Source organism: Melaminivora jejuensis, assembly GCF_017811175.1.
GTDB classification, from domain to species: Bacteria; Pseudomonadota; Gammaproteobacteria; order Burkholderiales; family Burkholderiaceae_C; genus Melaminivora; species Melaminivora jejuensis.
Genome location: NZ_JACWIJ010000002.1, coordinates 495916 through 517853, shown reverse-complemented (window position 1 = coordinate 517853; position 21938 = coordinate 495916). Strand labels below are relative to the sequence as shown.

The window sequence follows — 21938 nt, the reverse complement described above, 5'->3', positions numbered from 1 at the left end:
GATGACTATCGGTGCTGCAGACGGACGAGATCAGACCAAACTTCAGCGCTCAGCAACTGAACCGTCAACGCCATAGAACTCTTTTCCCTCCACCACTGCGCTCCAAGCAGCGCGCGCAGGCAGTCCAAGGGCTTCGTCTTTCAATCGAGCGGAACCATGCTCTTTCAAAAAGTCCATAGCGGCATACGCCTCGATACGTTCAACTTCCTTGGGAACTGCATAGCGTTGTCCTTTGACTGAATCGAAACTGCCCTCCATCAAGGCCAACGCGAACGAATCCAGGGATGGGTCTTGTTCCCGAACGGCATCGAATAGCGCCCTGCAACGCTCTGGGACCAGTCGCGGTGCAAGCCACAGGTTGATAGCGGAGCGCAGTTTGTTAAACAACGCACCCGATCTTGCTGCGCGCTCCAGGTTGTTGCCCAGCTCCGTCAATACCCGCTCTTTTGCATCAGCGCTTGCACGAACAACCGCCTTGGCATCGTCATCTCTTTCGTCTTTCACATAGCTCTCAAAGGCAACTGCTACGGCGATAGACAAAGCCTCCTCATCGCCGATCAGCCTCTCCGCCAATTGCACCGTGGAATCTTGCTGCATGCGCTTGCCCAGGGCATTTATGGCGCGCAGAGCCAATCGATCTGCAGACAGAAGGAAAACATCACGCCTATGGCTCCTCGTCGATTCGTGTGGATCCCAACACCCACAATTGGCCCCTGGGGCGACACTGAGTAGATCAGAAGAAAGATGCAAACCGACATGACCGCAGGAGCAGGGATCGAGGCGTTGTTCACCACGGCACTGGGCCTGCAGCCGCCCTGGGAGGTGGTGCAGGTGCAGCTTGAGACGGCCCGCCGGCGCATCGACTTTGAAGTGCGCTGCAGCGCCAAGCGCCTGGCTTGCCCGCACTGCGGCCTGGCCGAGCAAGGCATCCACGACCGGCTGCGCCGCTGCTGGCGCCACCTGGACTTCTTTCAATACGAAGCCTGGCTGCACGCCGACGTGCCGCGCGTGGCCTGCTCGGGCTGCGGCAAGACGGCGCAGGCGCCTGTTGCCTGGGCCCGGGAGGGATCGGGTTTTACGGCCTTGTTTGAAGCGCTGGCGCTGTCGCTGTGCGCGCAGATGCCGGTGCGCCAGGCGGCTGAGCTGCTGCGCTGCTCGGACAAACAGCTGTGGCTGCGCATCGAGCACTACGTCGGGTGCGCTCGCCACGGCGACGACATGAGCGGCGTGCGCCGCATCGGCATCGATGAGACCAGCCTGCGCAAGGGGCACAACTACATCACCGTGGTGCATGACCTGGAGGCCAAGCGGCTGCTGTTTGTCACCGAAGGGCGCGACCATGAAACGGTGCACGCCTTCGTGCAGGACTTGCAGGCGCACCAGGGCGATCCCGCCAAGATCGAGCATGTCTGCCAGGACATGAGCGGCGCCTACCTCAAGGGGGTGAGCCAGGCGCTGCCCCAGGCGGCCATCAGCTACGACCGCTTTCACGTGGTGGCCCTGGCCGGCCAGGCCATGGACGAGGTGCGCACCAGCGAGTGGCGCAGCCACCCCAAGGCGGTCACGGAGGTCTTTGGTGACAAGGACAGCGAAACCCGCAAGGGCTTGATGTGGGGCATGCGCAAGAACCCGCAGGGCTGGACGGCCAGGCAAGCCGCCGCCATGCACTGGCTGCAGCGCTCGCATCTTCAGTCTGCCCGTGCCTGGCGCATGAAGATGAGTTTGCGTGAGGTGTACGCCAGGGCGCGTGAACACAACGACTCGGGCAGCGCGCAGCTTGAGCTCAGGCGCTGGCTCAGCTGGGCCAGGCGAAGCCGCCTGAAGCCCTTTGTGCGTCTGGCCAAGACCATCACCGAACACTTCGATGGCGTCGTGCGGGGGATGCTGGACAACCGCTCCAACGCCTATGTGGAGGCCATGAACGGGCTGCTGCTGCAGGTCAAGCGGGCGGCCCGGGGCTTTCGCACAGCCAAGAACTTCATCGCGATTGCGCATCTGCGCATGAGCCGGCTCAAGGATTTGCCGCAAAGCCCATTCAAGATGGCTGAGCCTGGCAATGACACGGGCTACCGCCATGTGTAGTGCCTGTCAGATTCCACACGAATCGACGAGGAGCCAAGACTATCCGCCTTGATGGCGTGGCAGTATGTGGCCGATGGCTGGCGACGCCGGACAGGAGCATGCTAGTTGCGGCTGTCTCAAAATCGAACGAGAGACTGGAGGGAAGTATGGGATTTCGTTTCATTCACGCAGCGGACATTCACCTTGACAGTCCGCTGCGGGGCCTGAGCTCTTACGAAGCGGCGCCCGTCGAGCAACTGCGAGGCGCCACGCGGGAGGCACTCAAGCAACTGGTGACAACGGCAATCGAAGACAAGGTCTCCTTTGTCGTCATCGCCGGGGACCTGTATGACGGGTCATGGAAGGACTACCGCACCGGCATCTTCTTTGCCCAGCAGATGGGACGGCTCGCCAAGGCCGGCATTCGCGCCTATGTCCTCTACGGCAATCACGATGCGGAGAGCGAGATGACGAAATCGCTCAAGATGCCAGACAACGTCCACGTCTTCTCTTCGCGCTCACCTGAAATTCACAAGATTGAAGACCTAAAGGTCGCCCTACACGGCAGGAGCTTTCCCAACCGCGCCGTCGACGAGAACTTCGCCGCCAGCTACAAGGGCGCGGTCAAGGACTGCTACAACATTGGCATCCTGCACACAGCCCTGGAGGGCTACGCCGAGCACACGACGTACGCGCCTTGCACGGTGGATGAACTTCACGCCAAGGGTTACGACTACTGGGCTCTGGGCCACGTTCATGAATTCCAGCAGTGGGATGGAGCGTCCACCATCGTGTTCCCGGGCAACCTGCAGGGCCGCAACATCCGCGAGACCGGCCGCAAGGGCGCTGTGAGCGTGACAGTCAACGACGCGGGCAAGTCAGTCGTGGAGCGACTGTACCTGGACGTGCTGCGCTGGGAGGTTCTGAAGGTCGATGTGAGCGATTGCTCCACCCTGGACGCTGTGGCGCAGAAAGTTGGCCGAGGTCTGAGCCGATTGCTGGAGCAAAGCAGCGTCTGCCACGCCGTGCGTGTGGTGCTTGAGGGGAGCACACAGCTGCACGGCTTGCTGTTCGGAAATGGCGCCGCATTGCGAGCCCAAGTCATCGCACAAGCTGCATCCATCGACTCCGAAAAGCTCTGGGTCGAGAAGGTGAAGGTCGCGACGTCGGCGCCAGGGCAGCAGCCGGTCGACTCAGAGGCGCGCGAGGCGCTGTCGGAGTTGCAGGTCATCCTGGCAGAGGCCAAGGCAGACCCGGACTTCCTCGCGCAGCTCCAGGAGGAGCTCGCTCCCTTCTTGAACAAGCTCTCAGAGGACGTCAAATACGACGTGCCGCTGCTGTCCCTGGCGCGGGAGCAGCGCTTTGGCGATGTGGTCGCCGAGGTCGCGCCCGGCCTGATTGCTCGCCTGAGCGCGAAGGTGTCGTGATGCGGCTAAGAGAACTCAATCTTCTTGCGTACGGCAAGTTTACTGACTGCGAGTTACAGTTCCCGCGCAGCGAGCATGACTTCCATGTCATCATTGGTCCCAACGAGGCTGGGAAGTCCACGGTGCGCCGCGCCATCCGGGAGCTTCTCTTCGGGATGGAGCGCCAGTCCCCTTTGGGCTTCCTGCATCCACAGAGCGACCTCAAACTGAAAGCAGTCTTGGAAGCTGCAATCGGTAAGCTGGAATTCATTCGTACCAAGCAGCAGAAGTCGCTTCGTTCCCTGGCGGATGAGCCCCAGCCTGATGGCTACCTGGCTGCGGCATTGGGCAGCCTGACCGAGGAGGCCTTCATCCACCTGCACTCCCTGGACCACACGGCACTGGTCAAAGGTGGGCGAGGCATCGTGGACCCGAGCACCTCGGTCAGTCAGATGCTGTTTCAGGCCGCCTCGGGGCTCGAAGGCTTTGCGGCCGTGCGAGACAGCTTGCGTGAGCGCTCCGCGGAGCTTTTCTCCGCCCGCAGCAAGAAGAATGAATACGGTGCGGCCAGCGAACGTCTTGCCAGCGCCCAGAAGATGCTCAAAGAGGTACAGGTGCGCTCGAAGGACTGGGTTCAGGCCAGCGAGGCACTGGATAACGCCCGCAGTGCTCTGAGCACGGAGCGCAAAAATCGCGCAGAGCTCGAGCAGTTGCGCTCAGCGTGGGAGCGTTCAAGACGCTTGGGGTCGCGCATTGAACAGTACGACGAGCTGCTGCAGGAACTCGCCGACCTGGGCGAGACGCTTGCGTTCGCCGCAAATGCCAATGCGACGCTGGAGCAAGGAATCACGGAGCTGAACACGGCGGCGGGCATCACCCAGACGCGTGAATCCGACGTCCAGGCCAGGCAAGAAGAGCTCGCGGCCTTGGAGCTAGACGAGAGGGTCACGGAATTGGCCGCAGAAGTAACGCAGCTTGCGCAGCTTTGCGGTCAATGCGTCAAGTACCCGACGGACATCGCCTCTCGCAAGAACGAGGTGCAGTTATGGCTGCGCGAGGCACTTGCCCATGCCAAGCAGTTCGGGTGGGGAGAGGGCGAAGAGGAGATTCGCTCACGGGTGCCGCAGGACAAGGTTCTGCGTACGCTGGAGTCTCTGCTCAAAGAACGAGGCGCGTTGATTGAGGCGGAGCGCGGCGCCAACGAAACGCAGAACAGGCAGCAGCAGACCCTGGACTCGGTCAACCAGAAGCTGCAGGACCTCGGTGATTCTTCCTATGACCCAGCGGTGGAAGTCGCCCTGGACCAGGCGCTTCCCTACAGGTCCAGTGCGACCAAGGAGCGAACTCTGGGAGTGGCGGTGGAGACAGCCAAGACAAAGCTCGGCAACGCGCTTACGGCCTTCGGGCGGCCAGCCCTGGATGTAGACAGGCTGCGTCACCTGCAGCTGCCATCTCGCGAGCGAGTTACCAGCATCAAAGCGACACGGCAGGCGATTGCTTCGCAGCTGTCGCTGCGCCAGTCACGTGCCGAGGAGTCCCAGCTGTTAGCCCGGGCACTCGAGCTGCAAGTCAGACAGTTCGAGGCGGGCAACAAGGTCGTGACGGCCGCAGAGGTCGGCGCCGTGCGGAGGGAGCGTGACAGCGTTTGGGGTGACATCAAGGCGGGCGCTCTCGCAGTTGCAGATGGCGCGCCCCGCCTGGACGCGAACCTGCGACTCGCAGACGAGCTAGCAGATGCGCGGACCTTGTCCGAATCCGCCGCTGCGAGTTTGCAGGGGCTGCGGGACCAGCATCAGGCGGCAAAAGAGCAGGCCGATTCGCAAGCAAAGCTGGCGGAGGACAAGCAGCGCGAACTCGACGAGTTTGATGCCTCGTGGACCGAGCAAACGACCCAGTGGGGCATCGCCGGCATCGAGCTTGAGGACATGCACGACTGGCTTGCCAAGCGCGATGCAATTCTTGCTGCAGCCGACGAGCTGCAAGGCAAGGGCAGTGAGCTTCGGCTGGAGCAGGAGGTCGCAGCAGACGCCGGCAAGGCACTCGCCACTGCGATGGCGAAGGCAGGAATCGAGGTCGCGCAGAACACGGGTCTGGCGCAGATGGTCGCGAGAGCAGAGGAGTACGTCGAAGACGCGAAGACACAGCGTGTGACGAAGCAAGGACTGCTGCTGCAGCAGGCCGATGCCAAGGTGGCACTGGAGCAGGCCAAGCAGGCGGTGACCTCCAAGGCCGAAGCCGTCACCCAGTGGAACGGGCGATGGTCGGCTGCGCTGGCTGCGGCCAACCTTCAAGTCACCGACACTGCCGAAGTGGAGGCTGCAATCTACGCGGGACGTGAGATTCGCCAGCTCCTGGCGAAGGTCGACGACCACCGGGTCAGCCGCATCGACATGATGGAGGCCGAGCTCGAGCTGCTGGGAAACACTGCCCGCGAACTCGCCCAGGAACTGGCGCCTGAACTGCTGCAGGGCAAACCGCAGGAAATCAGTCAGGCGCTCACCACACGCCTGCAGCGCGCGCGGACGCAAGCCGATAAGCACGCCTCCGCGACCAATGCGCTGAACGAAGCACAGCGCCTTTTGAAGGAGGCGAAGGCCAGGGCTGAGCTCGTGAAGAAGGCGATGGGGCCGGTGCTGCAGTTAGCTCAAGTCGAGGACCCTTTGCTTGCGCTCCCCTTGGTTGAAAGGGCAGACCGCAAAAGGCACCTGCAGCAGGAGATTCACTCGGCGAAGCTTTCCATCGAGCGCGATAGCGATGCCTTGAACCTGGACAAGCTCCGGCTCGAGCTGCAGGAGCATCCGCCGGTCGAAGCACCCGGAAAGATTCAGGATATCAAGGACCGGCTTGAAGAGTCCGACCGGACTATGACGCAACTTGTGCAGGCTGAGGTGACCGCAAGGCAGGCGTTCGAGGCCATTGACGGCAGCGAGAAGGCGGCAATCGCCGAGGCTCAGCGCCAGGAAGCCATCGCCGATATGAGCACGGCCGGAGAAGAATACGTGCAGCTAGCCACTGGAAGCGCGCTGCTGAAATGGGCAGTGGACCGCTATCGTGACCGCAAGCAGGGCCCGCTTCTTGAGCGCGCAAGCTCAATCTTCGAGTCCCTGACCATCGGCTCGTTCCGGAAGCTTCGCATCGACTATGACCAGACGCCACCCGCGCTGCTCGCTTATCGGTCCGAGGGTGCGCCGGTCAAGGTAGAAGGCTTAAGCGACGGCACACGAGACCAGCTGTTCCTCGCATTGCGGATTGCCGCGCTGGAGCTTCAGTCCGAGCAGGGTGAACCAGTTCCGTTCATAGCAGATGACTTGTTCATCAACTTCGATGACGAGCGCTCCAAAGCGGGCCTGAAAGCGCTCTGGAATTTATCGACGAAGACCCAGGTCATCTTCCTCAGTCACCAGGAACACCTGCTGCCGGTCGTCGAGAGCCTCTTCCCGCAAGTGAATGTCCTGCGGCTCGAAGCAAGTGAGGCGTTGGCCTGACTTAGGATTTGTCCGTAAATTAAAATTCTCCCGAGTCGCCCGTGATGCGACGAAGGAGCGATAAATGGCCAAGGCGCATGCCAATTCGTGGGAGGTAACGGACGAGTTCTGGAAACTGGTAGAGCCGCTGGTGCCACAGCCAGTGCGCGATCCAGGCAAGCACTACGAACGCGCAGCCGGGGCGGGCCGCCCCGCAAAACCGCCACGGCTGGTGTTCGAGGCCATCATGTATGTGCTGCGCACAGGCTGCCAGTGGAAGGCGCTGCCGGCTGAACGCTTTGGCAGCGCCAGCGCGATCCATCACAAGTTCATGCTGTGGTCCAAGGCCGGGTTCTTCGAGAACCTGTGGAAGGCAGGGCTGGCCGAATACGACGACTGTGAAGGCATCGCCTGGCGCTGGCAGAGCATCGACGGCGCCATGTTCAAGGCGCCCTTGGCGCAGCAAGCTGTGGGGCGCAACCCGACGGATCGGGGAAAAAAAGGCAGCAAGCGTCACCTGCTGGTGGACGGGCGTGGCGTCCCGTTGTCGCTCGTCGTGACCGGGGCGAACGCGCACGACGTGACGCAACTTGAGGCCGTGTTGTCTTGCTGCATGGTCAAACGCCCCACGCCCAAGCAGCGGCGCAGCAAGCACCTATGTGCTGATGCGGGCTACCGGGGCAAGAACGCCATGAAGATCATTGTGGCCCACGGCTATATCCCGCATGTGGTGGGCCGCAAAAGCGAGGCAGAGCACAAAAAGCGTGATCCGAAGAAAAAAGCGCGCCGTTGGGTTGTGCAGGCTTGCCATGGCTGGTTCAACCGGTTCAGGAAATTACTGGTGCGCTACGAGAAGCTGGAGCACACGTTCCTCGCACTCAACCATCTCGCCGCCGCCATCATCGCGCTGCGGAAAATCCACCTGCCCGTTAATATTATTTACGGATAAATCCTTATACCAAGCAGTCTCCGCGTATCCGGGCGATTCAGTCCAGCCGGTTTTGGGGGCTGCTGGTCGGGTCACTATGAAATTTCTGGGGGGCGCGTGTTGGCATTGAGTTTAGATTTCACCCGCATCCGTGAGCACCGGGGCACCCAGATGGGCGGTTTCGAAGAGCTCTGCTGCCAACTGGCTGCCCTTGAAGACCCAGCCGAGGACTCGCGCTTCATCCGAAAAGGCCCCGGGGCAGACCAAGGCCTGGAGTGTTATCGCGCCTATGTGGATGGGCATGAGGTGGGCTGGCAGGCTAAGTACTTCATGAACGGATTTGAGGGAACTCAGGTTTCCCAAATCACTGAATCCTTGCAGCGGGCACTTGCTGCTCACCCGAAGCTGACGAAGTTCATCTTGTGCCTGCCGGTCGACCTCCAGGACAATCGGTCTGGCACCAAGCTTAGCCAGTTGGAGCGGTACGAGGCTTGGCGTGGCAAAAGCATCGCGGATGCTGCAACGCACGGCCGTACTCTGGCAATCGAACTCTGGAGCGCATCAAGCATCACGGAGCGGCTTGCGCGCGACACACCGGCCTACTCGGGACGAGCCCGCTACTGGTTCGACACCCTACGCTTCAACTCGGCCTGGTTTCGCCAGAAGTTCGAGGTCCAGCGGCAAAATCTCGGCGAGCGATACAGCCCCGAAAGCCACGTCGACCTACCTATCGAGGAGGCCTTGCAAGCGCTTGCGCGCGACTCAAAGCTTTTGGAGGAACCAAGCGCCTGGGCGGCGGAGATTACCTACCGGCTTGACGGGGCTGCACGGAGCTTGGCCCGGGAGGGTTTGACTCAGGCGGCTAACCAAGTGAAGCAAGCCTGCACGCCGTTGGTGGACGCGCTTGCCAGCTCGCCAGCCACCCTCGACGTGCCGATTCCCTTGGAAGCGTGGCTCGCGTTGTCGGCGGCAGGCACGCAGAGCGTTTCGTCCTCCCTGACCGAGCTCCAGGAGAAGGTCCCGGACAAGGACCGCGCCCTTGCTCGCAAGGACCTCTTCGACTTGTATGCATCCGTGGAGCACGTGCGGCGCGAGCTCGCGGGCACAAGGTGGCGGTTGGCAAACAAGCGGGAAATTGTCATCACGGGTCCGGCCGGCATCGGCAAGTCCCACTTGGTAGCCGACTTCGGTGAGAAGCAGATTCAGCTGAACCGCCCCTTTGTGCTGGTGTTGACTGGAACCCTGACGGAAGCCGAGCCTTGGGAGCAGATTCGAGGCCAGCTGGACGTCTCGCAGGTGAGCACGAATGAGTTCCTCGGCGCATTAGATGCAGCTGCAGAAGCTGCCGGCTGCCGGTCAGTGCTTGCAATCGACGCTTTGAACGAGAGGCACGGCGTCGACCTTTGGGAGTCCAGGCTACAAGGCTTCATTGCCCAGATGCAGCAGTTCCCGCGTCTAGCCTTGGTTCTGACCGTACGCGACACCTACCTGAACTACCTCCCCTGAAGGGTCTTGAACGAATCGTTCACCGCGGCTTTGCTGGTCACGCAGGCGCTGCCGCCAAGGCATACCTGGACCGCCGCGGCATCGCCCGTCCCAGCTCGCCAAACCTGGCCCACGAGTTCGAGAATCCTCTTTTTCTTCGAACTTGCTGCGCTTACTTAGATGCCGAGAATCTCAAGCAATTACCCAAGGGGCTGGAGGGCATCACAGCCATCTTCGATTTCTACCTTTCGGCGGTCGCCAAGAAGGTCGAGCGGCAGCTGCGGCTGGTTCCCCTGCAGAAGATTGCGTGCAAGGCACTCGACGGATTCCTTGACGCCTGCAGCGCCCATGGTGACGGGGGGAGCTTGCCGCTCGACACCACGATTGAGCTGCTAGACAGCTTCCACAACTCCGGCGGCAGTGAGGAACGAAGCCTGCTGTCAGCGTTCCTGTCCGAGGGCGTACTCACCCAGGAAGTCGAGCGCCATGACGGCAAGGTTGTGGAGACCATCAGGTTCACTTTCGAGCGACTGTCCGACCACCTGCGTGCCGAGCGCCTTGTCGCCCAAGTGGACCCAGCCGACCTCAAAAGCTCGTTCGGGCGAGTGCCGCTCTCTAGCTACTTCGGGCCTGATGCATCCTGGCGCTTCGCCGGCGTCGTCGAAGCACTCGCGGTCCAGGCCCCTGAACGTTTTGGGTGTGAGCTTTTTGATGTTCTACCGGAAGATTCAATTGTCGACACGGCCCTCTGTGACGCGTTCGTTAGTTCTCTGCTTTGGCGCGCGCCGACGGCGTTCACAGAGGGCACAGTGAGCTGGATAAGCAAGGTGTGCGAGCTCACCGGGCGGTCTCCATACGGACTGCTGCTACTGGTCTGCACTGAGCCTGAAAACCAATTCAACGCCGAGTGGCTGCACGGTGAGCTTTGGAAGCTGCCCATGCCACAACGTGATGCGCGATGGTCTGTATTCCTGGCGGAAGACGACCTGAGCGAAGGTGGCGCGGTCGAGACACTCATCGAATGGGCTTGGCAGGTTGAAGCCGGCGAGGTGGAAGCACAGCGTCTTCGACTTGCTTGCCTCACACTCACATGGTTTCTGTCCACCAGCAACCGAGCCGTGCGGGACCGTTCCACGAAGGCGCTAGTCAATGTCCTGGCGCCCAAGCTCACCATCGCCTCTGAACTGCTCGACAAGTTCGCCGATGTCGACGACCCCTACATCACAGAGCGCCTGCTGGCGGCCTGCTATGGAGCGATGATGCAGGGGGATGAAAAGCTGGGCTGCAAAGCAGTCACGTCAGCGGTATGGCGGAACCACTTCGCGTCGGGGCGCACACCACCGGTGCACCTGCTCGCACGCGACTATGCGCTTGGCACGTTTCTTTACGCTCAAGCGGCTGGCCAACTATCTCATGAAGTGGACATAGCAGCCGCGGAGGCCAGGTTCTCCTCCCCGTGGCCCTTGGAAGAGGTGACCGAGGAGAGCTTGAAGGAGTACCGAAAAAATGGCTACGGCGACGACATTTACTCGTCGACCGAAGAGTACGGCGACTTCGGCACCTACACCTTGCGTGCTTGGCTCTACGACTTCGTCGACGTTTCTCGGAGGCTGGTCGGGCAGACCACGCCGCGGCTTTATTTGCGCTGGGAAGTTGACTTCAGAGGCAAGGCAGAAGAAGCGCAGTTGCGGGCGTACTTAGACCTTCATGAGGCGAGTTTGCGGTACCGCCAGCGGCCGGAGCAGTATTGGCTCAGTGGCGAAGGCAACGACGAGTCCGGGCAGCTCTGGGAGGCGCTTGCCAATGCCAACTTCGTGTTCAAAAGCTTGCTGACTCCCGAGATGCGGGCGGAGTACGCGAACTTTGCCGAACTGCACCTGCTCGAAGCGACAAGGATGGACGACGACAACCGGCGGCCACCCGAGTTCGACCATGCAACAGTCAGGCGCTGGATTTGTGCTCGCGCGCACACGATGGGGTGGACCGAAGCACTCTTCACGTCGTTCGATAGTGGTCCTCACATCTTCCGCGAGCGCATGGGCAATCACCGCGTCGAGCGTATCGGCAAGAAGTACCAGCACATTGCACTCGCCGAAGTCACGGCTCGAATGGCAGACAACCTGGCTGTTTGTTCCTACCAAGACGAGGGAGTGCTGCGGGCTTTTAAGTACGGGCCAAGCGGCCGGGATATGAGGAAGGACATTGACCCCTCGCTTCTAGTCCGCGGGACGCATGAATCAGGCTGGTCCCCCACGCCGATGACCTGGTGGACCCCCTCCGCTCCTCGGCTGCCGGTTGGAGACACGGAGTTGCTCCTAGCATGGCTACCGTTGGAGGATGACTTGTGCAACGCGGCGGACCAGATTGAGGTCGCCGACCCCACAGGTGGTAACTGGCTTGTTGTCCGCGCCTTCAGGCACTGGAAGGTTTCAGGCCAAGAGAGGCGCAACCACGCCGATGCGTGGTCTCACATCAGTTGCCTAGTGACGAGGCAAGGCGATGGTACCGCGCTAGCTGTGGACCTGCTGAAGAAGCAGCGCGGAGACTCCTCACGCCTCTTAGGAGATGGCGGCACAGATAGTTTCCTGGGGGAGCATGGCTGGCGCGAAGTGATGGACATTGAGCTTTCGGACAACGCGCACGCAGGGATAGGTACTCCATACGCCGGAATCGTTGAGTCGTTAACAGCTGAAGGCAACACAGAAGATAATTCGGTCGAGGAATCGTTCAAAATCCACTTGCCATCGGCGGCTGCCATGCAGCTACTTGGCCTGCATCTGCACAGCGGGAAGAAGCCCGAGTACTCGGACTCCTCAGGAATCATTCGATGGCAGGACCCCTCCTTGCACACACGCGGTTGTGGGGCCGGCGTGGTATCGCGGGAGTATTTCCTGCAGTGCCTGGCGCAGGCTGGACTCGAGCCCGTCTGGGTGATAGCTGGTGAAAAGAATGTCTACGGGGGGCAGGATATTGGGCTCAGCAAAGGGTTTGGAGGCTGTCTGTACCACACCACTGTTTTCACCATGAGCGGCGGTGAAGTGAAGCAGTTCGGGCAAAGAATGAGCTATCACCCGGGCAGCAAGGAGCAGTTGGCGGCGCTACGGGCGGTCGGCTAGCACGGTGCATACCGTGGTTATTCCTGATTCAGGGTTGGTTTCATTCAGCAGCTTCACCTTGACAGCCGGCTCCGGGACCGAGCTCTTACGAAGTGGCGCCCGTTGGACCGCAGCTGAGCCATGACTGTTGGCACGATGACGATTCGGCTTCGGCCCCGACTTCCAAAGCGAACAAGCCGGCTCACCTCCAGCCTGGCGCATGGCTCAAATCGGCGTCGGCGGCAACATAGGCAGTCTTGTAGCTATTTCAGGCAGCACTTCTTGTGCTTGAGACCACTTCCGCAGGGGCATGGTTCATTACGGCCGACCTTGATGCGGCGAGCCTCTTTGAGGTATTGAGGAAGGACATCGCGCACCCGGGAGGCCGGCTTCATGTCGGCCGTCAATTGGTCTAGCTCCTTTGATGGTTCCCACGGGAAGTCGAGCGTGACGCCAAACTGAACCTGGCCATCTGCGCCCACGGACACTCCGAACCATTGCGCCGCGTGTCCCAGATACTTGCGCTTGGCGCAGTGAGTCTCCAGAACATCCACCGCCTCGGGAGAGGGAGCCGGGTTGCAATGAAAACAGACCCCGACGGGCGGCTTGCTCGACGCGAGAGTCACATCGTGTCTCTTGCCATCCAGCTGCGCCTTGCGCGTGATTGCCTCCAGCAAACGATGAACGTTCTTGCAGGAGTCTTCGTCCATGGAGAGCAGGTGGAACCCAAGTTCGAGAGTTGCGGGGTCCGCCCGATTCTCAATCTCCGTGATGACGCTCTCATAGCGAGTTCCACGCATTTTGGTAAGGATTCCCACTGGAGTGTCGTCGCCAGGCTGGTTATCCCTCCGAACCATCATCGCTGTGTCCAGGTCCTGCGCGATTGAGTCGTCAAGCATCACCAGCTGATGCTTTTCGTCGAGCCAGAGGTTCTGTTTCAAATGATAGGCAAGCACCGTTAGCTCGTGACCAGTCATCAGTTTGTCTGTGACAGTCACGCGCAACTTTACGTAGCTGAGAAGTCGCAGAGGCGTCGCCAGCATCTCGGTCAACGTGTCAAGAAGGAACACGTCCATGACGAACGGAGCCCGGATGACGTCTGTTGTTTGGAACTTCAACGACTGGCTCGCTTGAAATGCCAAGGCCGGATAGTGCTCCGACACCAGGCTGACCAAGAAAATCTCCTTGATGTGAGCTGGAAGCTTGAGCTCTTTCTCGTCGTCGTCCACCAGGCGGCACCCCCCGGCAAGCATCTCATTCGCGCACGCCCAACCCTGGTCGTAGGAGTCTTGAATTGCTGCAGCAAAGTCGGCCTTCAGCTGGTTGTCGTTCCCCTTGCGAGCTGCGATGGTCAGCTTCTTCGCCTTTGCCTGTACGATGATGAGGCGGTCGCCGTAGATGACCAAGACATCAGCCTCACCAACTATGTCCTTGCCACGATGCAAGTTGACATTCGTATGGACGTGCTCGTGGCCGAAGACCCCTGCCAGACGTCTCGCGGCGAACTTTTCAGTAAAGGCCCCGCGGTGCGCTTGTGCCGTCGGGCGGTAGGCTTTGTCCTCCCACATCCAGAAGAACGGAGACTCGTACAGAGCTTCGGAAATTGCATAATGCGAGAAAAGGAGTACTGTCCCCCGGTCGGTGGGAAGTAGGGGCCTAGCAGCGACCTCATTGAAATCACCGGCCTCGTTGAACGCCGTGTTGTCTCCAGTGAAGAGAAATGCGCGGAAGAACGCCTCAACCACGTCTTGCGCAATGCCACTGCGTGCCGATACCTCGTTCGATGAGAACTCAAAAGCGGGTAGCCAGGTCTCTGGTGGGCTTTTCGCATCGCGAGCTTCCATGAAGAGCCTGGTGCCCTTCTCATCCATCAATACGCACATCGTCTTGGCGATGGCGCTGGCCTGGCCGGCGGTGAAGGCTTTTACTCGGGACAACCAGTCGTCGTCCGGTCCATATTTCTCTGGAATGAGGTCTCGATATTGGAATGCATAAGCCGACTCGGTCCCATAGAAGATGGGTTCGCGCATTCCTGGCCCATGCCAAGGGTCCGGCGGCTTGGTGCCAGCCTTCATGGCCTCGAACATGGTGTCCCACATCGGATAGGAGATTGCATCATGCAACTCCTTCATGAGGGCGTCCGTACGCTGTACGTAACCATCGACAACGTCGCGTGGCTGCAGCGACAAGTCCAAAGGGTTCTTGGCCATCAAGCCGATGACCGTCGTCAACTCCGTTCGTATGAGCCGCTCTCGGCTGAACAAGCGGTCCATATCGGACGGCTTCAGCTTGTCCTTGATGTAGATGATGTTGTCGCGATTGCACATGCGCGCAACGGCATGGACGTACCCGGGTGATGCGGCTAGCGCTTCTAAGTCCGCAAAAATCTGTGACTCGTCGCGCGGCTTCTTCATTGTTGTCCCCTTTAGTTCACGTTCGACTGGGCGTCTTCGACGCGCACCAGCCGATGAGCACCCAAGCCCTGGGGTCGGAGAGGGCGCGCGATGGCTTGAAGGACGTTCTGCTGGGGCCCGCGCCGCAGGCGCTGCGGGCGGCTGAGGACCGGCGCGCCTCGGATTCTCAGCTTATGGGGCGCTTTTTCTCAACTTATGGGTCTTTTTCTCAGCTTATGCGTCTACCTACATTAGCTTTACCACTGTTTTCTGTTCACTAATCTGGCTTTTCATCCACATGCTATTCAATCCACTTCAAGTAGGTTCTCTCACCCTGCCCAACCGCATCCTTCTGGCACCGCTGACCCGCACCCGTGCCGACGCTGGCCACATGCCCAACGCGCTGATGGCCGAGTACTACAGCCAGCGAGCCACCGGCGGCCTGCTGATTTCCGAATGCACCATGGTGGCGCCCGGTACATCGGCCTTCGTCAATGAGCCTGGCATCTACAACGACGCGCAGATTGCAGCCTGGAGGCAGGTGACCGACGCGGTGCACGCCAAGGGCGGACGCATCTTCATGCAGATCTGGCACGCTGGCCGCGCAGCCTACCCTGGCGCTGCCGATGGCGCCCCCATTGTCTCCAGCAGCGCCACCGCTATTGAGGGTGAGATCCACACGCCCCAAGGCAAGGTGCCGCACGCGGTGCCCCGCCCCCTGACCGTCGAAGAGATTCCCGGCATCGTGGCTGCGTTTGCTCAAGGCGCACGCAACGCCATTGCCGCCGGCTTTGATGGTGTGGAAGTACACGGCGCCAACGGCTACCTGATTGACCAGTTTCTGCGCGACACGCCCAACCAGCGCACCGATGCTTACGGCGGATCGCTGGAAAACCGTGCACGCTTGCTGTTCGAGGTACTCACCGCCGTGACCCAGGCCATCGGTTCCGAGCGTGTGGGTCTGCGCCTGTCGCCACTCAACAGCTACAACAGCATGAAGGACAGCGATCCGCTGGCCCTCATCGGTTTCTTGGCCGACAAGCTCAACGCCTTCAAGCTGGCTTACCTGCACGTGATGCGGGCCGACTTCTTCGGCGTGCAAAAGGCCGATGTCATGCCCGTAGCGCGTGAGAAGTACAAAGGCGTGTTGGTGGGCAACATGGGCTACAGCGCTGACGAAGCCGAGGCGGCCATCGCCGCAGGCAAGCTTGACGCTGTGGCCTTTGGCACCGCCTTCCTGGCTAACCCGGACCTGCCCACACGCATCAGGGCCAAGGCACCGCTGAACGCGCCTGACACCAACACGTTCTACTCAGGTGGCGCCAAGGGCTATACAGACTATCCGACACTGCAGGTCGCGTAAATCACCGCCCCAGAAGACCGAAGAAACGAGCCACTTTATACCCAAGGCTCTGCCCATCTCGTTATACACAACCCTCTACCATCCGCAGTTCTCCGTAAAGAAACAAACCGATGAGCTGGGCAGCCCAAGAATTTGAAACCCTCGATCTGGGCGATGCACGGCTGAACAAGCGGGCGGTGCTGCTGGCCGAACGCCTGGCCGCCAAGCCGACGGCGAGCATTCCCAACGCCTGCAGCAATTGGACAGAGACGATTGCGGCCTACCGTTTCTTGAACAACGACCGCCTGTCCTGGGAGGACGTGATGCAGCCGCACTGGCAAGCCAGCGTCCAGCGCATGGCCGCGCACCCGCTGGTGCTGTGCCTGCAAGACACCACGGAGCTGGACTACAACGGCCAGCAAATGCAGGGCCTGGGGCCGCTGAGCTACGAAGCCCAGCGCGGCATGTACCTGCACCCCACTTACGTCATCACCCCGCAGCGTGAACCGCTGGGCGTGACCGACGCCTGGATGTGGGCACGCGAGCCCAAGCCGGTGAGCTGGACTATCCAGCCGATTATCTGGTGCGCTGCAAGCACAACCGCGTCCTGCCCGAAGGCGGCAAGCTGTGGCAAAACGTGATGGACAGCGCGCCGCTGGGGTGCGTGCGCTTTGAGATTGCCGCCGGTCGTGGCCGCAAGGCGCGCAGCGTCAAACAAGAGGTGCGCGTGCGGCGTGTCGTTGTCAAGGACAGCCGCCAGGGCCGCATCGAAGTCAGCTGCCTGATAGCCACCGAGATCGATCCCCCGCCGGGAGTGCAGCCCGTGGTCTGGCGGCTGCTGAGCAACCGCCAGGCCGTCACCTTGGAGCAGGCCTGTGAGCTGATCGACTGGTACCGGGCGCGCTGGGAAATCGAGCTGTTTTTTCTGGTGCTCAAGGAAGGCTGCCAAGTCCAGCGCCTGCAGCTGGGCAACACCCAGGCGCTGCAAACGGCCCTGGCGCTGTACATGGTGATTGCCTGGCGCATCAACCGCTTGATGCGTCTGGGACGCACCCTGCCCGAATTGCCCGCCGATCTGCTGCTGGAGACCCAAGAGTGGCACGCGGCGTTCATCTTGAACAAGAAAAAACCGCCCAAGGAGGTGCCCCAGCTCAATACGGTGCTGCGGCTGATCGCACAGCGCGGTGGGTTTCTGGCACGCAAGGGCGATGGTGAGCCCGGCGCCAAGACGATCTGGTTGGGAATGCAGGACGTAGCGGCGTTTGTGGCCGGGGTGCGCTACATGCGCGAGGCCGGGCTGGGGTGAGTTGTGTATAACGAGATGCCGTAGAGGGTGGCGGTTTCCTGGATCGGCACGCCGATGCGCTGGGCGATGGCGAACAACTCCTTTTGCGCGACGGCGTACTCGCGGCTGCCTGCGGTGGCAAGCTTCAAGCGCGCGCCCATCATGTTCCAGGCGTCGGCGATTTGCACGACCTCCTGCACCTTGCCAGCCGCCCAGTTGATGGTCACAAACGCCAGCAGCTGCGTCTTGGCACGGTTGATCTGTTCGCCAAAGGCCGTCATACCAGCCTTGACCTCGGCCATCCCGGCAGCGGCCTTATCACCTGCGGTTTTGGCGGTTTGCGAGAGTTCGCCCAGGGATTTTTCGGCCGAGGCGACGGCGCGCTTGAGCCCTTCGTCGGCACCTTCAAGGGCGACGAGCACGGAGATGCGGTTGGCCATAGTCCTGGAATCGGTTAAAGTGCAAAATCTGACTTGTATAGTCAGAATTCACGATAGAAAGGAGATCACCCATGCACACCTGGCAAATGCAGACCGCCAAGGCGCGGTTTTCTGAGGTGGTCAAGCAAGCCGCCGATGACGGCCCGCAAGAAATCACCGTGCATGGCCGCTCGGTGGCCGTGGTCATCTCCAAGGAGCTGTTTGACCGCCTCAGCGGCAACGAAGCCTCGCTGGTGGACTTCATGCGCCAGTCCCCGCTGTACGGAGACGAGGACATCGCGTTCGAGCGCGACCGCAGCCTGGCGCGCGAGGTGGACTTGTGAGCTATCTGATCGACACCAACGTCCTGTCCGAGCTGCGGCGCAAGGCGCCCGATCCACGGGTCGTGGCTTGGCTGCAAGCGCGCCCGCGCCAGTCCTTGTTCCTGAGCGTGCTGACGCTGGGCGAGATCCGCAAGGGGCTGGAACGGGTGCAAGAGCCTGCCCGCAAACAAACCCTGCTCGACTGGCTGGAGGTGGAGCTGCCGAACTACTTCGTCGGCCGGGTACTCACCATCGACGCCGCCACCGCCGACCGCTGGGGCCGTTTGATGGCGCAGGCCGCGCGCCCCTTGCCCGCCATCGATGCGTTGCTGGCGGCCACCGCGTTACACAACGATCTGACGCTGGTGACGCGCAATACCAAGGACTTTGCGGGACTTGATGTGCCACTCATCAACCCCTGGGATTGAGGCCTGCGGTCACAGGGCCGAGAGGGATTTCTCCATGGCAGCCGCCAAGCCCGGGATGCGACCGGCCACCAGGCGTTCGATGTTCAAGCGTTTTTTGAGCACCACCCGGGGCACCAGCACGGCAATCGGGATATCTGCACCGCGTTTCAATTTTTTGATGCCTTCGGCTTTGCGATAACGGCGCTTGAAGTCCGACAGGGGCCGGTCGTGCTCCTTGATGTTCTCGGCCATCAGCACGATGTTGCCCCGCTTGTTCTTGATGAAGTAGGCGTTGCCGCCGCGCATGAGCTCGGCGATCTGCGCCTTGAAGCGCTTTCTGCCCACACGCCCGTGCAACGGGATCAGCATCCGAGCGCCGATGCTGCCCCCGCGTTCGTGCATCCTCGACCAGGGAATGCGCGAACCCACGTAGAGCGCGGGCAGACGGTTGGGGTTCTTGTCCAGCACCTTGGCACTGAAACCCTTGAGGAAAGATTTCTTCACCACGGCCATCTGGCCCGCGACATGGGCGCGTACGTCCTCCTTGATCTCCCGGGCCTCGGCGGCCATGGCGCGCGCCACGGCTTTTTTGACCTTGTCCCGGTACTCTCCACCCCAGCGGCGCAACTGTGCCTGGGCGTCCTTGCTATCGATGCGAATGGCGATGCGCATGGTTCAAAGCTTGGTCGGTGAGTCGCTCGAACGTCTGGTCGAGGTGGCGTGCGTCACCGCGTGTGGCCGTCGCCACCAGGGACAACAGGCGCGCGTCCCGCATTGCATCGCTGCGCACCGTGGCCGCCACAAAGCCGCGCAGCTGCGCCAGGGTGGAGGGTGTGCAGAAATTTGTGTAAACGGACAATCCACCGCCGGCGCAAGCCGGCCTGTCCGTAAGCACAATGAACACCAAGAAACACGACGTACCCGAAGAACTGCTCTCTGGTCTGCTGGCCAACTACAAGAAGCCCGAAGACCTCATCGGCGAGAACGGACTGCTCAAGCAGTTGACCAAGCTGCTGGTCGAGCGAGCTTTGGACGCTGAGCTGACTGAGCACCTGGGCCATGAACGCAACGAGGCGGTGGCCAACCCCGCTGGCAACACCCGCAACGGCAAGAGCAAGAAGACCCTCAAGGGCGAGTTCGGCGAATTGCCCATCGAAGTGCCACGCGAGCGCCATGGCAGCTTCGAGCCTCAGCTCATCCCCAAGCACCAGACCCGCTGGGCCGGCTTCGACGACAAAATCATCTCGCTGTACGCCCGTGGCATGACGGTGCGCGAGATACAGGCCCATCTCGAAGAGATGTATGGCACCGAGGTCTCACCCAGCTTGATTTCCTCGGTGACCGATGCCGTGGCCGATGAGGTCAAGGCCTGGCAGGCCAGACCGCTGGAGCCGATTTACCCCATCGTCTATCTGGACTGCATCCACGTGAAGGTGCGCGAGGGCGCGGTGCGGGTCAAGGCGGTGTACCTGGCCATCGGCATCACCATGACGGGCGAGAAGGAGGTGCTGGGTCTGTGGCTGGCGCAGACCGAGGGTGCCAAGTTCTGGCTGCAGGTTGTGACCGAACTGCGCAACCGGGGCGTGCAGGACATCTTCATTGCCTGTGTCGATGGGCTCAAGGGCTTCCCGGACGCCATCGAGGCGGTGTTCCCCAAGGCGGTGGTACAACTGTGCATCGTTCACATGGTGCGCCACAGCCTGAACTACGTCTCATGCAAGCGCCGCAAGGAAGTGGCGGCCGACCTGCGCCGCATCTACACGGCCGCCACCGCCGAGGAGGCCGAACTGATGCTCGCATAGTTCGAGGCCCGATGGGATGCCGAGTACCTGCCCATCGGCCAGTCCTGGCGCAGGAACTGGAGTCGCTTGACCCCGTTCTTTGACTACCCGCTGGAAATCCGCAAGGTCATCTACACCACCAACGCCATCGAGTCGGTGAACATGAGCCTGAGGAAGCTGACCAAGAACCGGGGCTCGTTCCCCAGCGACGAGGCGCTGACCAAGCTGTTCTACCTGGCGCTGCGCAACATCAGCCAGAAGTGGACCATGCCCATCCGGGATTGAAAGGCCGCGCTGACCCGCTTTACCATTCAGTTCGGAGACCGCATCTCCGTCAATTGAAGTCCGACCCGTTTACACAAAAATTCGGACACGCCCATTTCTTGCTCCATACTGGGCTATGTCTTTCCTGCGCCTGCCCCGCCACCAGCCGCCCATTACACGCCGCAGCATCCAGCGGCTTTTGCTACTCAATTGCATCTGTCTTGCCTGGATCGCTGCTGCTGCCATCTTTCGTGGCGATCTCGTTTTGCTGGCGTTGGCTGCCCTGCCCTTCGGGCCAACACTGGGGATGTATTTCTCGCTGGGCGACTATGGCTTGAAGGGAGCGCCACCCCGCGATGCCAGCGAACAAGACATGCACCATTGATGTCCTGCGCCCGGCGTTCGGATTGCTTGTTGTCCTGATGGGCATTGCCCTGGAGACATGGCAAACCATCGGCCAATCTTCCTGGTGGATGGGCGTTGCCGCAGGCTGCTGCTCGGTCCATACGGCTTTTTTGTCCTGCGGGGATGCGCAGTGATAGGCCACCCCAAGGCTTCACCAGCATTCAGCCAGCCCAGGCCAGCAGAGGCCATGTCCGCCGCCGACTCTCCAGCCCAGCCGCAAAAAAATAGCACCGGCTAAATTTGGCCGGTCGCAAACGGCACAGGGTATCCGAGCGCCCAGAGAAAACCCACCACCAGGCAAAGCGCCAATCCCCAAAAACCGATCAGGCGCAACTACCCCCGAGGCGACCAAAACGCCTCCCTGTGCCAGCAGTACGCCTGCCAGCTCCGCGCCAACTTCACCCCGTTGGAAAGGGAGGGGATTTGCACCCCCGACACCCCACTTGAAGAAACCTAACCGCTACGTACAGCCCGTGTCACGACTGTACGCCCGCACCCTTACGGTAATGCGACCTCCATAACCCGTAGCTCCGAAGAACCCAGACGCCTGGAAAAGCACCCTAGACCGGGCCAGCCGCTATTTCGAGAGCCAACAGACCCCCGTGGTTGCGAGACCACCGCCGTGAACCCAACCTACACGCTACCTCCCGCCACACTCGGCAAGCCCTCACGCGCACTGGACGCCTATCCAGCAGGTTCCCCTATCTCCATAGCTGCAGGGTGCCACAAAGAGCCAGCAAAGCGCCAACTCCCTCACACCCATCACTCCCCAGCAAGCCCACCTTGCAGCCCGCCATCTCCTCCTTTCATCGTTGCCAACCAACAGCCACCAGCACCAGCGCCAGCAAGCCCTGATCGCAGCGCAGCACCACAGCCACTC

At 61.1% G+C, this 21938-nt stretch carries 13 protein-coding genes and 3 pseudogenes; 12 read left to right on the top strand and 4 right to left on the bottom strand.

Features of this window, described 5'->3' with window-relative positions; translation table 11 throughout:
- Positions 1-42: 42 nt before the first annotated feature.
- Complete coding sequence (locus IDM45_RS02670; protein ID WP_209421529.1) at positions 43-597, bottom strand: hypothetical protein; 555 nt, start codon at positions 595-597, stop codon at positions 43-45.
- 159 nt (positions 598-756) lie between these two features.
- Between IDM45_RS02670 and IDM45_RS02665 the strand changes: the two genes are divergently transcribed.
- The 6 genes from IDM45_RS02665 (at position 757) to IDM45_RS02640 (ending at position 12460) form a co-directional block, all read left to right on the top strand.
- Positions 757-2082, top strand: a complete 1326-nt coding sequence (locus tag IDM45_RS02665; RefSeq protein WP_209421528.1) for an ISL3 family transposase — start codon at positions 757-759, stop codon at positions 2080-2082.
- Between the two features lie 146 nt (positions 2083-2228).
- On the top strand, positions 2229-3488 hold the full coding sequence (locus IDM45_RS02660) for a metallophosphoesterase family protein (protein ID WP_209421527.1): 1260 nt from the start codon (positions 2229-2231) through the stop codon (positions 3486-3488).
- Positions 3488-6952 carry a YhaN family protein gene (locus IDM45_RS02655; protein WP_209421526.1) on the top strand — a complete coding sequence of 1155 codons (3465 nt, stop codon included), beginning with the start codon at positions 3488-3490 and terminating at the stop codon, positions 6950-6952. The genes IDM45_RS02660 and IDM45_RS02655 overlap by 1 nt, the downstream gene beginning before the upstream one ends.
- A gap of 64 nt (positions 6953-7016) precedes the next feature.
- Positions 7017-7880 carry an IS5 family transposase gene (locus IDM45_RS02650; RefSeq protein WP_209421525.1) on the top strand — a complete coding sequence of 288 codons (864 nt, stop codon included), beginning with the start codon at positions 7017-7019 and terminating at the stop codon, positions 7878-7880.
- A gap of 96 nt (positions 7881-7976) precedes the next feature.
- Entirely contained in the window at positions 7977-9365 is a 1389-nt protein-coding gene (locus tag IDM45_RS02645; protein ID WP_209421524.1) for a hypothetical protein, read from the top strand.
- Entirely contained in the window at positions 9263-12460 is a 3198-nt protein-coding gene (locus tag IDM45_RS02640) for a hypothetical protein (RefSeq protein WP_209421523.1), read from the top strand. The genes IDM45_RS02645 and IDM45_RS02640 overlap by 103 nt, the downstream gene beginning before the upstream one ends.
- A 242-nt stretch (positions 12461-12702) precedes the next feature.
- Here the strand turns inward: IDM45_RS02640 and IDM45_RS02635 are convergent, their stop codons facing one another.
- A complete protein-coding gene (locus tag IDM45_RS02635; RefSeq protein WP_209421522.1) occupies positions 12703-14853 on the bottom strand; it encodes an SEC-C metal-binding domain-containing protein in 2151 nt (716 codons plus the stop codon).
- A gap of 277 nt (positions 14854-15130) precedes the next feature.
- Here IDM45_RS02635 and IDM45_RS02630 point away from each other — a divergent pair, with 277 nt between their 5' ends.
- Complete coding sequence (locus IDM45_RS02630) at positions 15131-16195, top strand: alkene reductase (RefSeq protein WP_209421521.1); 1065 nt, start codon at positions 15131-15133, stop codon at positions 16193-16195.
- 110 nt (positions 16196-16305) lie between these two features.
- Positions 16306-17480: pseudogene (locus tag IDM45_RS02625) on the top strand (IS4 family transposase).
- Between the two features lie 17 nt (positions 17481-17497).
- Here the strand turns inward: IDM45_RS02625 and IDM45_RS02620 are convergent.
- Positions 17498-17899 (bottom strand): annotated as a pseudogene (locus tag IDM45_RS02620) (tape measure protein); the annotation flags it as partial.
- A gap of 71 nt (positions 17900-17970) precedes the next feature.
- Here IDM45_RS02620 and IDM45_RS02615 point away from each other — a divergent pair.
- Positions 17971-18222: a type II toxin-antitoxin system Phd/YefM family antitoxin gene (locus IDM45_RS02615; protein ID WP_209421520.1), complete on the top strand. Its 252-nt coding sequence runs from the start codon at positions 17971-17973 to the stop codon at positions 18220-18222.
- Positions 18219-18629, top strand: coding sequence for a type II toxin-antitoxin system VapC family toxin (locus IDM45_RS02610; RefSeq protein ID WP_209421519.1), 411 nt, complete (start codon positions 18219-18221; stop codon positions 18627-18629). Before IDM45_RS02615 ends, IDM45_RS02610 begins: the two co-directional genes overlap by 4 nt.
- A gap of 9 nt (positions 18630-18638) precedes the next feature.
- Here the strand turns inward: IDM45_RS02610 and IDM45_RS02605 are convergent, their stop codons facing one another.
- Positions 18639-19280, bottom strand: a complete 642-nt coding sequence (locus tag IDM45_RS02605; RefSeq protein WP_209421518.1) for a DUF6441 family protein — start codon at positions 19278-19280, stop codon at positions 18639-18641.
- A 224-nt stretch (positions 19281-19504) separates the two neighbouring features.
- On the opposite strand from IDM45_RS02605, the pseudogene IDM45_RS02600 reads away from it, so the two are divergent.
- Positions 19505-20674: pseudogene (locus IDM45_RS02600) on the top strand (IS256 family transposase).
- Between the two features lie 115 nt (positions 20675-20789).
- Positions 20790-21038, top strand: a complete 249-nt coding sequence (locus IDM45_RS02595; protein ID WP_209421517.1) for a hypothetical protein — start codon at positions 20790-20792, stop codon at positions 21036-21038.
- Positions 21039-21938: the final 900 nt, after the last annotated feature.

Bases quoted from the DNA above. Each gene is read 5' to 3' on its own strand.
- IDM45_RS02635 (WP_209421522.1), bottom strand. From the start codon at position 14,853: ATGAAGAAGCCGCGCGACGAGTCACAGATTTTTGCGGACTTAGAAGCG.
- IDM45_RS02665 (WP_209421528.1), top strand. From the start codon at position 757: ATGACCGCAGGAGCAGGGATCGAGGCGTTGTTCACCACGGCACTGGGC.
- IDM45_RS02595 (WP_209421517.1), top strand. From the start codon at position 20,790: ATGTCTTTCCTGCGCCTGCCCCGCCACCAGCCGCCCATTACACGCCGC.
- IDM45_RS02655 (WP_209421526.1), top strand. From the start codon at position 3,488: ATGCGGCTAAGAGAACTCAATCTTCTTGCGTACGGCAAGTTTACTGAC.
- IDM45_RS02605 (WP_209421518.1), bottom strand. From the start codon at position 19,280: ATGCGCATCGCCATTCGCATCGATAGCAAGGACGCCCAGGCACAGTTG.
- IDM45_RS02650 (WP_209421525.1), top strand. From the start codon at position 7,017: ATGGCCAAGGCGCATGCCAATTCGTGGGAGGTAACGGACGAGTTCTGG.
- IDM45_RS02660 (WP_209421527.1), top strand. From the start codon at position 2,229: ATGGGATTTCGTTTCATTCACGCAGCGGACATTCACCTTGACAGTCCG.
- IDM45_RS02670 (WP_209421529.1), bottom strand. From the start codon at position 597: ATGCAGCAAGATTCCACGGTGCAATTGGCGGAGAGGCTGATCGGCGAT.
- IDM45_RS02630 (WP_209421521.1), top strand. From the start codon at position 15,131: ATGCTATTCAATCCACTTCAAGTAGGTTCTCTCACCCTGCCCAACCGC.
- IDM45_RS02615 (WP_209421520.1), top strand. From the start codon at position 17,971: ATGCACACCTGGCAAATGCAGACCGCCAAGGCGCGGTTTTCTGAGGTG.